Raw genomic sequence first — 12,287 nt, forward strand, 5'->3', positions numbered from 1 at the left:
TGGCTGGCAATCAGCGCCGGGAGATGAGCCTGGCACGCAGCGCCATCAGCACCGGCGCCGTCAGGGGGCGGCGCTGGCGCCACAGGAAGAAGGATTCGGCAGCCTGTTCGACCAGCATGCCGAGCCCGTCGGTGCCCCGCACGCCACGCGCCCTGGCCCACTGCATGAAAACGGTGGACTCGACACCATACATCATGTCGTAGGCCAGGGCGCCTTCGTTGAAGAGATCGTCCGGCAGCGGCGGCAGGTCACCGGCCAGACTGGCACTGGTGGCATTGATCACCAGATCGAACCCGCCGCTGATGGCCGGCAGCCCGATTCCGCTGACCGTACCGAGATCACTGAAATCCTCGGCCAGCTCGACGGCCCTTGCCTCGGTCCGGTTGGCAATCACCAGCTGCTCGGGCCCCTCGTTGAGCAGCGGCTCAACCACCCCGCGCACGGCACCGCCGGCGCCGAGCACCAGCACCCGGGCGCCGGCAAGCGGCGCCCGGGCCCGCTGCAGATCGCGGATCAGGCCAACGCCATCGGTATTGTCACCGAAGATATCCCCGCGCCGGCCCAGCATCAGGGTATTCACGGCCCCGGCGCGACGCGCCCGCACGCCCAGGGTATCGGCCAGATCCAGCGCCTCCTGCTTGAACGGCAGGGTCACGTTGGCCCCGTAGCCGCCGTCATCGAGAAAGCTGCGCCAGGCGCCGGCAAAATCGTCCACCGGGGCCAGACGCGCCTCATAGTGCAGGGTCTCGCCCAGCTGCTCGGCAAAGATGTTGTGAATGTCCGGTGACAGCGAGTGCTTGACCGGATTGCCGAAGACGGCATAAAGATCGGTCGGGAGATTCATCAGGCCCGCGGCCCTCCTTGCTCGGCTTCGGTGTGTTCCCCCAACCAGTCCCGGGGGCGGAGATAATCCCGATAGAGTTCGGCTTCCGGTGTATCCGGCTCGGGCTGATACTGATAGATCCAGCGCGCCACCGGCGGCATCGACATCAGGATCGACTCGGTACGGCCACCGCTCTGCAGTCCGAACAGGGTGCCGCGATCATAGACCAGATTGAACTCGACGTAACGACCGCGCCGGTAGGTCTGGAAGTCGCGCTCGCGCTGCCCCCAGTCGAGCTGCCGGCGCGCCCGGGCAATCGGCTGCCAGGCCGGCAGGAAGCTCTCGGCCACTGCCTGCAAAAAGGCCAGGCAGGTCTCGAAGCCGCCCTCGTTGACATCATCGAAGAAGAGCCCGCCCACGCCCCGGGTTTCATCACGATGACGCAGGTAGAAATATTCGTCACACCAGGCCTTGTAACGCGGATAGACCTCGTCTCCGAACGGCGCACAGGCGTCGCGGATGGTGCGGTGCCAGTGCAGCACATCTTCAAGACAGGGATAGTAGGGTGTCAGGTCGATACCGCCGCCGAACCACCAGACCGGCTCCTCCCCTTCCTTCTCGGCGATGAAGAAGCGGACATTGCCATGCGTGGTCGGGATATGGGGGCTGCGCGGATGCAGTACCCAGGAGACACCCACGGCATGAAAGCTGCGCCCGGCCAGCTCCGGCCGAGAGGCCGACGCCGAGGGCGGCAGTTCATGACCGAAGACATGCGAGAAGTTGACCCCGCCCTTCTCGATCAGATCACCGTCGGTCAACACCCGGGTGCGGCCACCGCCGCCCTCCTCGCGCGTCCAGCTGTCCTCGTGAAAGCGGGTACTGCCATCCTCCTGCTCCAGCGCCGCGCAGAGGCGGTCCTGAAAATCCAGCAGAAAGCTCTTGACCGGTTCGAGATAGGCATGTGACACGCGTATGGCTCCATGCAGGGAGAGGAGGGGATTCAGTCACGCAGGGTGGCCCCGGTGACAAGGTCACGGATGCGGCTGGGGCGATCATGATTACCCGTGGCGCCATCGAACGCCACGAGCTGCTCGCCGAACACGGTTCGGATCTCGGCCAGGCTGCGGCAGGGGGATTCACCGGCCCGGTTGGCCGAGGTCGACACCAGCGGCCTGCCCATTGCCTGTACCAGCGCCACCACCACCGGATGCGCGCTGAGGCGCAGCGCCACGCTGTCGAAACGGCCGCGCACCAGCGGATGCGCCCGACCGTTGTCCGGCACCAGCCAGGTGGTCGGCACCTCGGTCGGGGCTGCAAAACGCGCCTTCAGGGCCGGATCGAGCCCCTCGAGCCAGGGCGCACAGCGCTCAACGCTGTCCGCCACCAGAATCAGCCCCTTGTCCGCCGGACGCGACTTGAGTACCAGCACCTGTTCGAGCGCCCGGTCATGATCCGGATCGCACCCCAGCCCCCAGACGGTTTCAGTCGGATAGGCCACCACCTGCCCCTGGCTCAGGGCGGTGAGTGCCTGCTGCAGCATGGCCGCTTCCGGCCGGGTATCGGAAAAGGACATCGGGACAGTTTCGCAGCCGCTAACCGGGTAGACCCAAGTGTAACGCTCGCCTGCCGGCGTCTCTACCGTCCGGTCGAGGCCCGCCCCGGTTCATGCGGTGGTATTTCGCCGCACCCAGCCACCCGGGGCCTGCGCCGCCCAGCCTTCCAGCTCGAGCATCAGCAGCCGCTGCTGACACTCGCCGACGGCCACCCCGCTGAGCTCGACCAGCCGATCCAGCGGACAGGGCTCGCCGGTCAGATGACGCCAGAGCGGATCGTCCGGAGCTCCCTCGCCGGCCGCAGCCGTAGCCGGCGCCGCCGTGGCGGGCGGGCTCGCCGATACCGTTCGTCCGGCCAGCGCCGGCAGCTCGCTGAGCAGGTCATCCCGACAGGTGACCAGGCGGGCCCCCTCCTGGATCAGCCACAGACAGCCCCCGGCCTGGGGGTTGTGCAGCGAGCCGGGCAGCGCGAACACCTCCCGGTTCTGCTCCATGGCCAGCCGGGCGCTGACCAGCGAACCGCTCCTGAAGGCCGCTTCAACCACCAGCACGCCCAGCGAGAGTCCGGTAATGATGCGATTGCGGCGAGGAAAGAACGGTGCCCGCGCCGGAGTCCCCGGCAGATGCTCCGACAGCAGCAGGCCACCGCTGTCGAGCAGGCGCTGGCGCAGCCGCCGGTGACTGCGCGGATAGAGCACATCGACCCCGCAGCCCAGCACGGCCACGGTACGTCCCCCGGCATCGAGGGCCGCTTCGTGGGCATGACCATCGATGCCCAGCGCCAGGCCGCTGACGATCGTCAGTCCGTACTCCGCCAGCGCCCGGCTGAAACCGAGCGCATTGTCGCGCCCCTCCCGGGTCGGCCGGCGGGTGCCAACCATGGCCAGCGCCGGCGGCGTCAGGGCCGCCAGCTCTCCCCAGCCCCAGAGCAGGGGCGGCGGATCGGGCAGTTCATCAAGCAGGCGTGGCCAGGCGGGGTGATCCGGCGTCAGCAGATGCCGATCGGGCCCCGCCTCGAGCCAGGCCATGGCACGTTCGATGGGGGCATTCAGGGGACTGCGTGACGGGGCCTGCAGCCAGGCCATCAGCTGATGGCGGGCCTCTCCCGGCAGCGCCGCCAGCCAGCCGTCCGGCCACCCCGGCTGCTGCAGACGCATGGCGGCCAGCCGATTGGCCCCCACCCGCGGCAAGAGCGAGAGGGCCAGCCAGTGCCGCGATGACATCCGTGCGCCGCTCATGAGCGCGGGGCCGCCAGCCGATCCCCGGGCGCGATCGGCTCATCGGCCTGCATGACCAGCGCATGACCGGCACCTTCATCGCTGCGAAAGACCAGTGCCAGGCCGATCCGGCGCGGTGGCAGCGCAAGTGGCTCGCGAGTACGCGGATCACGCACCCCGGGGTCATCCCGGTAGATCCCCAGCACCGTACCGGGCGTTATGCCGTCGCGCCGCCCCAGGTCAATGGTGATGACGTCATGGGGCGCGATGACATCGGCAGCGTCCGGATCACGGATGACATGACCGGTAACGCCGGAAGGCGGCGCATGCGGCCACAGGCTTTCCGGGGGAATATCATCCTCGCGGGGCAGCAGCAGAGCGCCGGCCGCCACTTCCCGCTGGCTGCGAACCAGGGTCAGCATCGCAAGCGATGAGTCGACCCGTTCCAGCCGCGCTTCCCCCACCCCCTCCAGCGAATATCCGCGGACGCTGCCACTGGCATCGCGGATCGTGCCGGCCGGCGTGTAAAGACCGTAATAGCGCCCCGGCTCTCCCTGCAGCCCGCGCGCCAGAATGCGCTGCCCGGGCACGCTGAGCAGCTGCCCCTGCTCCCCGGCGACGACCCGGGGCAGCCGGTCACAGCAGGCCGTCACGATCCGATGTTCGGTCAGCCAGACCCGGATCGGTGCCATCGGCACCGGGGTAATCTCCTCGCGCGGCGGCAGCCGACGCATCTGTGGCGAGAGTCTTACCACCGCCGACTCCACCCGTTCCACGCTCAGGCCGGCCGGGGTGCGGTGCACCCGATCCCCCGGGCGCGGCGTCAGGGGTCGCGCCGGGTCAGCCGTCTCCCACGCCCAGGGCGGCGCCTGCAGCTGTTCGGCAATCTCCCAGAGGGTTTCCCCCGGCTGTACGGTATGGCTTGCGCCGGCCGCGGCCAGCCCCACCCCCGGCCACAGCCAGAGTCCCAGCACGACGGCTGTCCATCTCCTTCCCGCAACCCGCGGCATCGAAGCTCCTCTTGCGTCGCGCCGGTTCCGTTGCCCGGTCGCGCGCACTACAATAAGGTCAGTGCGCACGACGCTGTGGCTTCCCGCAGCGCCGCATGCTTCCTGACTGATTTTACGGCAGCACCGGGGGATCACTTGATGGCGATCGCCCCGGTCGCGCCGCAATCCCGACACCGGAACACTATTCATGGCCCTACTGGACATTCTCGAATATCCCGATGAGCGCCTGCGTACCCGGGCAGCGCCCGTCGAGCAGGTCGATGACGAGGTGCGCCGACTGGTCGACGACATGTTCGAGACCATGTACGACGCGCCGGGTATCGGCCTGGCCGCGCCCCAGGTGGATGTGCACCGTCGCATCGTCGTCATGGATATCAGCGAGCAGAAGAATCAGCCCATGGTGCTGATCAATCCCGAATGGGAGGCGCTGGACGACGAACGTGCCCCCCTGCAGGAGGGCTGCCTGTCGATCCCCGATTACTATGCCGAGGTCCCCAGGGCGCTGCGGGTACGGCTCAGCGCGCTCGATCGCCACGGCCAGCCCTGGCAGCTCGATGCCGATGGCCTGCTCGCCCACTGCATCCAGCATGAGTGCGATCACCTCGACGGCGTGCTGTTCGTCGATTATCTCTCGCCGCTCAAGCGCGAACGAGTCAGAAAGAAGATGCAGAAACGCCACCGCGCCACGACCTGAGCACCGCACGCCGGGAGCGCCGCGCTCCATCTGCCACGACAGGCCCGCTGCCCCGGCATCGGGCCCACCATCCGGATCCGACCATGTCCCGAAGCCTTCGCGTCGCCTTTGCCGGCACGCCCGAATTTGCCGCCGGCCATCTGCGTGCCCTGCTCGACAGTCGACACGAAATCGCGCTGGTCCTGACCCAGCCGGACCGGCCGGCCGGACGCGGGCGTCAGCTGACGCCGTCCCCGGTCAAGGCGCTGGCACTCGAGCATGCCCTGCCGGTGCATCAGCCCGAACGCCTGAAAGAGCCAGCGGACCAGGCCCCGCTTGTCGAAGCCGACATCGACGTCCTGGTGGTGGTGGCCTACGGGCTGATCCTGCCACGCGCCGTGCTCGACCTGCCCCGTCTCGGCGCGATCAACGTACACGCCTCGCTGCTGCCGCGCTGGCGGGGAGCGGCCCCCATCCAGCGCGCCATCGAGGCACGCGATGCGCGCAGCGGCATCACCCTGATGGCGATGGACGAAGGGCTGGATACCGGCGACATGCTGCTGGTGCGGGAAACGCCCATCGATGAACACACCACGGCGGCCACGCTGCATGACCGGCTGGCCGAACTCGGCAGCGAGACCCTGATCGAGGGCCTGGACCGGCTGGCCGCGGGCGAGCTCCCGGCCACCCCGCAACCCGGTGATGGCGTAACCTACGCCGCCAAGGTCAGCAAGGCGGAAGCCGAGCTGGACTTCAGCCGCGCCGCCGACGAACTGGCCGCCCGGGTGCGCGCCTTCAATCCGGTGCCGGTCGCCTGGACCCGGCTGGGCGAGGAGCGTCTGCGCATCTGGGAAGCCGTCGCCGAACCGCGGGCGGCGACCGACAGCGCTACCGCGCCGGGCACCCTGCTGCCGGGGCCGACCGATGCCCTGCGCATTGCCTGCGGCCATGGCGTGCTGCGCGTTACCACCGCCCAGCTGCCCGGCGGCCGCCCCATGCCTATACAGCAGCTGATGCACAATCGACGCCACCTGCACGGCGCTGGCATGCGCCTGGGCCGGCACTCATGACGTCCACCACCCGTTCCCGCACAGAGACGACCAATGTGCGCGCCGCTGCGGCCCGGGCACTGGTACCGGTGCTCTCCCGCCAGGGTTCGCTGGCCGGACTCGATACCTCCTCGGTCGGCGAGCGCGATCGCGGCCTGATGCGTGCGCTCTGCTTCGGCGTCTGCCGCCAGCTGCCCCGCCTGCAGGCACTCGCCGGTGAGCTGCTGCGCAGCCCGCTGCGTCAGCGCGATCTCGACATCCAGGCACTGCTGCTGATCGGGCTCTACCAGCTCTACGAGATGCGGGTACCGACCCATGCCGCAGTGGGCGAAACCGCCGGTGCCGCCCGCAGCCTCAACAAGGCCTGGGCGACACGGGTGCTCAACGGCTGTCTGCGCCGCGCCGACCGTGAACGCGACGCCCTGCTCGCCCGGGTCGACGAGCACCCCGAGGCGTACTGGTCCCACCCGCAGTGGCTGCTCGAGCGGTTGCGCCGTGCCTGGCCGCAGCAGTGGGAAGCCATTGCCACGGCCAACAACGTGCCCGGCCCGATGACGCTGCGCGTCAATACCCGGCGCATCAGCCGTGACAGCTGCCTTGAACGCCTCGACGCCGCGGGCATCGGCGCAACGCCCTGTCTCCACAGCAGTGAAGGCATCAGCCTGACCCAGGCCTGCGATGTGGAGCAGCTGCCCGGCTTCGCCGAGGGTGAGCTCAGTGTTCAGGATGAAGCCGCCCAGCTGGCCGCACCGCTACTGCTGCGCGATCTGCCGGCAGCGGCGCGGGTGCTCGATGCCTGCTGTGCGCCGGGGGGCAAGACCGCGCATCTGCTCGAACAGCGTCCCGATCTGGCACTGACGGGGCTGGACAGCGATGGCGAACGCCTGACCCGCGTCGAAGCGACCCTGCGTCGGCTGGGACTGACGGCCACCCTGCGTCACGCCGATGCGACCGGCACCCGGTGGTGGGATGGCACGCCCTTTGATGCCCTGCTGCTGGATGCCCCCTGTTCCGGCACCGGCGTGATCCGGCGCCATCCGGACATCAAGCAGCTGCGGCGCGACAGCGATATCGCCAGCCTGGCCGAGCTGCAGGATCGCCTGCTTGATACCCTGTGGCCGATGCTCGCCCCCGGTGGCCGGCTGGTATATGCCACCTGCTCGGTGATGCCCGAAGAGAACCAGCAGCGCATCGAGGCCTTTCTGGCGCGAACGCCGGATGCCCGTACCCTGCCGATCGAAGCCGACTGGGGCAGTCCGGCCGGCCCGGGGCGTCAGCTGCTGCCGGCGATCAACGGACACGATGGCTTCTTCTACGCTGTCCTGACGCGCAGCGCCGACGGCTGAGACGTTGCACATGCCGGCTTGTCAGCTTCGCCGCCAGCTTCGATACTGACTGCCGGGACCATCGCCGGCCGAGATACCATGACCGAAACCACAAGTGGCCAATCCGCCCTGCAAGCCGAGGGCATCGACCCCGGACAGCGCGCCCTGATCGTGGTCGACGTGCAGCCCGACTTCATGCCCGGCGGCCCGCTGGCCTGTGCCGAGGGCGATGCTCTCCTGCCCGGCCTGCAGGCACTGCTGAGCGCGCACCATTTCGGTCATGTCGTGGCCACCCAGGACTGGCATCCGGCGGATCATATCTCGTTTGCCAGCCGCCACCCCGGCTGGCGGCCCTTTGAATCGACGCAGCTGTATGGCGAGTCCCAGACCCTGTGGCCGGATCACTGCCTGCAGGGTTCGCCCGGCGCGGCGCTGCATCCGGCGATCGACTGGTCGCGGGCCGATACCATCATTCGCAAGGGTACCGATCGCCGGATCGACAGCTACAGCGGCTTTCGTCACAACCTCGCTCCCGATGGCAGCCGCCCGCCGACCGGGCTGGCCGGCTGGCTGCGCGAGCGCGGCGTGACCCACGTCTGGCTCTGCGGACTGGCCCGCGATGTCTGCGTGCTGTGGACCGCCGAGGATGCCGTGCTGGCCGGCTTCGAAACCCGTTTTCTATGGTCGCTGACGCGTCCGGTCAGCTTCGAAAGCGATGCCGACACGCGTCAGCGACTGCAGCAGCAGGGTATCGACATCGTCGATGCCGATTTCATGGACCCTGTCTGAATCCCTGCGCCGCAGGCCCTTCAGACCCCGATCAGGGAAGAGTGCAATGAGCGATCACGTCTACAAGTCCGTCGAACTGACCGGCTCCTCCGAGAGCAGCATCGAGGATGCGGTACAGAACGCCCTCACCAAGGCCAGTCAGACCATCCGCAACATGGAGTGGTTCGAGGTGACCGAAACCCGTGGCCACATCGAGAACGGCAGTGTCGGGCACTGGCAGGTCAGCCTCAAAGTCGGCTTCCGGCTGGACTGATACCGCCGCCGTCACGATGGTCACAGCGCCCCGGTCCGTCCGGGGCGCTGTCGTTCGCTACCCGCCCCGACGCCAGGCTGGGCGCTGACACGGACAGTGGTTTATCCTTGCGCGGATACCGTGATCCGCTTTCCCAACTTCCCGGGCTACCATGAAAATCATCATTCTGGGCGCCGGTCAGGTCGGTGGCACGCTTGCCGAGCACCTGGCGCACGAGGAGAACGACATCACCGTGGTGGACACCGACACCACGATGCTGCGTGACCTGCACAACCGGCTCGACATCCGCACCGTCCAGGGCCCCGCCTCCTATCCCGCCATCCTGCGCCAGGCAGGCGGCGAGGATGCCGACATGCTGATCGCCGTGACCAACTCCGATGAGGTCAACATGGTGGCCTGTCAGGTGGCGCATACCCTGTTCAGCACCCCCACCAAGATTGCCCGGGTGCGCTCCACCGCCTACCTCACCCGCAAGGGGCTGTTCTCCCAGGATGCGATTCCGGTCGATGTGCTGATCAGCCCCGAGCAGGTCGTGACCAATCACATTCGCCGGCTGATCGAGTATCCCGGCGCCCTGCAGGTGCTCGACTTCGCCGGCGGGCTTGCCCAGCTGGTGGCGGTCAAGGCGTACTATGGCGGACCGCTGGTCGGTCAGGAGCTCGGCTTCCTGCGGCGTCACATGCCCAACGTGGATACCCGGGTGGCCGCCATCTACCGCCGCAACCGCCCCATCATTCCGCATGGTGATACCGTCATCGAGGCGGATGACGAGGTCTTCTTCATTGCCGCGCGCAAGGATATCCGGACCGTGATGGGCGAGCTGCGACGCATCGATCGCGGTTTCCGGCGCGTCATGGTGGCCGGTGGCGGTCACATCGGCGAACGGCTCGCCGAAACGCTCGAGCAGGGCCACCAGGTCAAGATTCTCGAACAGAGTCTGGAGCGCTGTACCCAGCTCTCCGAGCGGCTCGATCGCACCGTGGTGCTGCATGGCAGCGCCACCAGCAAGCGACTGCTGCTCGAGGAGAACATCGAGGAGTGCGACATCTTCTGCGCGCTGACCAACGATGACGAGGTCAACGTGATGTCCTCGATGCTGGCCAAGCGGCTCGGTGCCAAGAAGGTTTTGACCCTGATCAACAACCCGGCCTACGTCGACCTGGTGCAGGGCGGCGAGATCGATATCGCCATCTCGCCCCAGCAGGCCACCATCGGCAGCCTGCTGACCCATGTGCGGCGTGGCGACATCGTCAATGTGCACTCGCTGCGGCGCGGCGCCGCCGAGGCGATCGAGGCCATCGCCCACGGCGATGCGCGCTCCTCGAAGGTGGTGGGCCGCACCATCGAGGAGATCGCCCTCCCCGATGGCGTGTCGATCGGTGCCATCGTGCGTGGCCGCGAAGTGCTGATTGCCCATCACGACCTGCGCATCGAGAGTGCCGACCACGTCATCCTGTTCGTCGTCGACAAGCGCCGCATGCGCGAGGTCGAGCGTCTCTTCCAGGTGGGCCTGACCTTCTTCTGAGCGGGGGTGAGGTCAGGTCAGGATGTCGTACTCGCGGACCGACATCTGCGCGATGCGGTTTTCGAGGGTCGCGGCCATCTGTCGGTAGTGCTCGGTGGCGAGGTGCGCCTCGAGCGCCGCGCGATCGCGCCACTGCTCGACCATGACGAACACCCGCTCGTTCTCGCGATCGCGGGTCAGCGTATAGTGTTCACAGCCGTCATCCCGGCGCGAGGGAGGCACGACCTCCTGCAGGGTCTGCCCGACGAACTCGACCTGATCGGCCTGCGCCTCGATGGTGGCGATGATGCCCAGTGCCATGGATGGCTCCTCAGCGGGTGGAATGATCACTCACCAGTATAGCCGCCCGCCTCGTCCGCGAAAGCGTGCCGCGCCCGCAGTCGTGCCATCGCCGGCGTATCCTCGTGCAGGCGGCGGTGTACCCGGCTGGCGGCGTAGCAGTCGTTGAAGGCTTCGAAGTAATCGTCCAGCACCGCCGCGGGCCCGGGCTCGTGATTCAGGCGCAGCAGCTCGGCGGCCACCTCGGCGGTACACAGATGGTGGGGCGAGCTCGGCTTGCGCAGATGGTAGCGGGTGACCCGGTCGGAGCGCAGGGCCACGATCGGCAGCTGCTGCAGATACGGGCTCTGGCGAAACATCTTGCGCGCCTGACGCCAAGTCCCGTCCAGCAGCACGAATACCGGAATGCGCCCCTCGTCACGGTGATCCTCCAGCGCAGTGACCACCCGCTCGGCATAGTCCGACTGGTCATCAGGATAGACCAGGAACGGCTGAAAGCGCGGGTCGGCCAGCCGCTCGAGCAGCCGCGGATCGGGCTCGGTGCGCGACCAGGTAAAGGTCTCGGTATGCGTCAGGCAGTCGCCGATCAGTCGCCCGGTGTTGGTCGGCTTGTAGTGCTCCAGGCGATGAGTGATCAGCCAGAACCGGGCATGGCTGACGACCGCCACCCGATAGGGGCAGAGGCAGTTGAGCGCCGGCAGCCGGCACTCGTCGCAGCGCACGACGAAACTGCCGCGCGCCGTGAAGGGCCGTCGCGGCGGCGACGTCCCCTCCTCGGCATCCGCTTCCTCGTTCAGCAGCCGGCCGGCGTCGCGACTCATGAGCTCACCTCACGGGGCTGACGGGGTTCGGCCGGAGGCAGTTCACGCCGCTTCCAGTAGCCCGCCAGCAGTGACCCGGAGATATTGTGCCAGACCGAAAACAGCGCACCGGGCAGCGCCGCCACGGGCGAGAAGAACTGGGCCGCCAGCGACGCAGCCAGCCCGGAGTTCTGCATGCCGACCTCGATCGCCACGGTGCGGCTGTCGCGCCGGTCGAGACGCAGCGCCCGGGCCAGCCCATAGCCCATGGCCAGCCCGCTGACGTTGTGCAGCACGACCGCCAGCGCGACCATCGGCCCCAGCGACGTCAGGCGATCGGCATTGAGCGACACCACGATGGCAATGATGAGCACGATGGCCACCATCGCTACCGTGGCCAGCGCCGGCTCGATACGGCGGATCGTGGCCGCCAGCCAGTGATGCACGAGACAGCCGGCCACGATCGGCAGTACCACCAGCTTCGCGATGCTCCACAAAAGACCGAGCACGGGCACATCGATCGAGGCGCCCATCCACAGCCAGACCAGCAGCGGCGTCAGGAAGATCGACAGCAGCGTCGAGACCAGCGTCATGCTGACCGACAGGGCGACATTGCCGCCGGCCAGCCAGGCCATCACGTTGGAGGCCGTGCCGCCCGAGGTCGCCCCGACCAGCACCATGCCGATGGTCAGTGCCGGCGACAGACCGAGCACCGAGGCAATCACGAAAGCCGCTGCCGGCATCAGCGCATACTGCAGCACCACGCCGATCACGATCGCCCGTGGCGAGCGCAGCACCCCGGCAAAATCGGCCCGCGACAGCGTCAGCCCCATGGTGAACATGATCAGTGCCAGCAGCGGCTGAATGGCGACGGCCCCAGGCTGGAACAGGCCGGGCATGAAGGCGGCGATGGCCGCCGCACCAATGGCCCAGAGCGGAAAAAGACGATTGAGTGTCGTGAACATGCTAGTCATCCGGTCAACAACAGATT

General features: G+C 67.9%; 14 protein-coding genes. 6 read left to right on the forward strand and 8 right to left on the reverse strand.

All coding sequences use genetic code 11. From position 1 onward, the window contains the following. Positions 1-10: 10 nt before the first annotated feature. From aroE to C7446_RS04590, 5 genes are all read right to left on the reverse strand, one after another. Positions 11-844, reverse strand: coding sequence for a shikimate dehydrogenase (gene aroE, locus C7446_RS04570; RefSeq protein ID WP_121171679.1), 834 nt, complete (start codon positions 842-844; stop codon positions 11-13). Beyond that, positions 844-1,791 (reverse strand): oxygen-dependent coproporphyrinogen oxidase, encoded by a 948-nt coding sequence (gene hemF / locus C7446_RS04575; protein WP_121171681.1) that lies wholly within the window; start codon positions 1,789-1,791, stop codon positions 844-846. The genes aroE and hemF overlap by 1 nt, the downstream gene beginning before the upstream one ends. Positions 1,792-1,823: 32 nt before the next feature. Then, entirely contained in the window at positions 1,824-2,396 is a 573-nt protein-coding gene (gene tsaC / locus C7446_RS04580; protein WP_121171683.1) for an L-threonylcarbamoyladenylate synthase type 1 TsaC, read from the reverse strand. Positions 2,397-2,486: 90 nt separating this feature from the next. After that, positions 2,487-3,599, reverse strand: coding sequence for a DNA-processing protein DprA (gene dprA / locus C7446_RS04585; RefSeq protein WP_121171685.1), 1,113 nt, complete (start codon positions 3,597-3,599; stop codon positions 2,487-2,489). Positions 3,600-3,610: 11 nt separating this feature from the next. Further along, positions 3,611-4,567: a LysM peptidoglycan-binding domain-containing protein gene (locus C7446_RS04590; protein WP_121171687.1), complete on the reverse strand. Its 957-nt coding sequence runs from the start codon at positions 4,565-4,567 to the stop codon at positions 3,611-3,613. A gap of 223 nt (positions 4,568-4,790) precedes the next feature. Between C7446_RS04590 and def the strand changes: the two genes are divergently transcribed. The 6 genes from def (at position 4,791) to trkA (ending at position 10,217) form a co-directional block, all read left to right on the forward strand. Continuing rightward, positions 4,791-5,297: a peptide deformylase gene (gene def, locus C7446_RS04595; RefSeq protein WP_121171689.1), complete on the forward strand. Its 507-nt coding sequence runs from the start codon at positions 4,791-4,793 to the stop codon at positions 5,295-5,297. An 83-nt stretch (positions 5,298-5,380) separates the two neighbouring features. After that, positions 5,381-6,346 (forward strand): methionyl-tRNA formyltransferase, encoded by a 966-nt coding sequence (gene fmt, locus C7446_RS04600; protein ID WP_121171691.1) that lies wholly within the window; start codon positions 5,381-5,383, stop codon positions 6,344-6,346. Next, positions 6,343-7,671 (forward strand): 16S rRNA (cytosine(967)-C(5))-methyltransferase RsmB, encoded by a 1,329-nt coding sequence (gene rsmB, locus C7446_RS04605; protein WP_121171693.1) that lies wholly within the window; start codon positions 6,343-6,345, stop codon positions 7,669-7,671. Before fmt ends, rsmB begins: the two co-directional genes overlap by 4 nt. Positions 7,672-7,749: 78 nt before the next feature. Further along, positions 7,750-8,439 (forward strand): nicotinamidase, encoded by a 690-nt coding sequence (locus C7446_RS04610; protein WP_121171695.1) that lies wholly within the window; start codon positions 7,750-7,752, stop codon positions 8,437-8,439. 46 nt (positions 8,440-8,485) lie between these two features. Continuing rightward, positions 8,486-8,692 (forward strand): dodecin, encoded by a 207-nt coding sequence (locus C7446_RS04615; protein ID WP_121171696.1) that lies wholly within the window; start codon positions 8,486-8,488, stop codon positions 8,690-8,692. Positions 8,693-8,843: 151 nt separating this feature from the next. Continuing rightward, positions 8,844-10,217 (forward strand): Trk system potassium transporter TrkA, encoded by a 1,374-nt coding sequence (gene trkA / locus C7446_RS04620; RefSeq protein WP_121171698.1) that lies wholly within the window; start codon positions 8,844-8,846, stop codon positions 10,215-10,217. A gap of 12 nt (positions 10,218-10,229) precedes the next feature. On the opposite strand, the gene C7446_RS04625 is transcribed toward trkA, so the two are convergent. From C7446_RS04625 to C7446_RS04635, 3 genes are read right to left on the reverse strand one after another with little or no spacing between them, the layout of a single operon-like run. Beyond that, positions 10,230-10,517, reverse strand: coding sequence for a putative quinol monooxygenase (locus C7446_RS04625; protein WP_121171700.1), 288 nt, complete (start codon positions 10,515-10,517; stop codon positions 10,230-10,232). A 26-nt stretch (positions 10,518-10,543) separates the two neighbouring features. Beyond that, positions 10,544-11,317, reverse strand: coding sequence for a tRNA-uridine aminocarboxypropyltransferase (locus tag C7446_RS04630; RefSeq protein WP_121171702.1), 774 nt, complete (start codon positions 11,315-11,317; stop codon positions 10,544-10,546). Beyond that, a complete protein-coding gene (locus tag C7446_RS04635) occupies positions 11,314-12,261 on the reverse strand; it encodes a bile acid:sodium symporter family protein (protein WP_121171704.1) in 948 nt (315 codons plus the stop codon). Before C7446_RS04635 ends, C7446_RS04630 begins: the two co-directional genes overlap by 4 nt. Positions 12,262-12,287: the final 26 nt, after the last annotated feature.

Origin of the sequence: Kushneria sinocarnis, assembly GCF_003633775.1 — a bacterium.
Lineage (GTDB): Bacteria > Pseudomonadota > Gammaproteobacteria > Pseudomonadales > Halomonadaceae > Kushneria > Kushneria sinocarnis.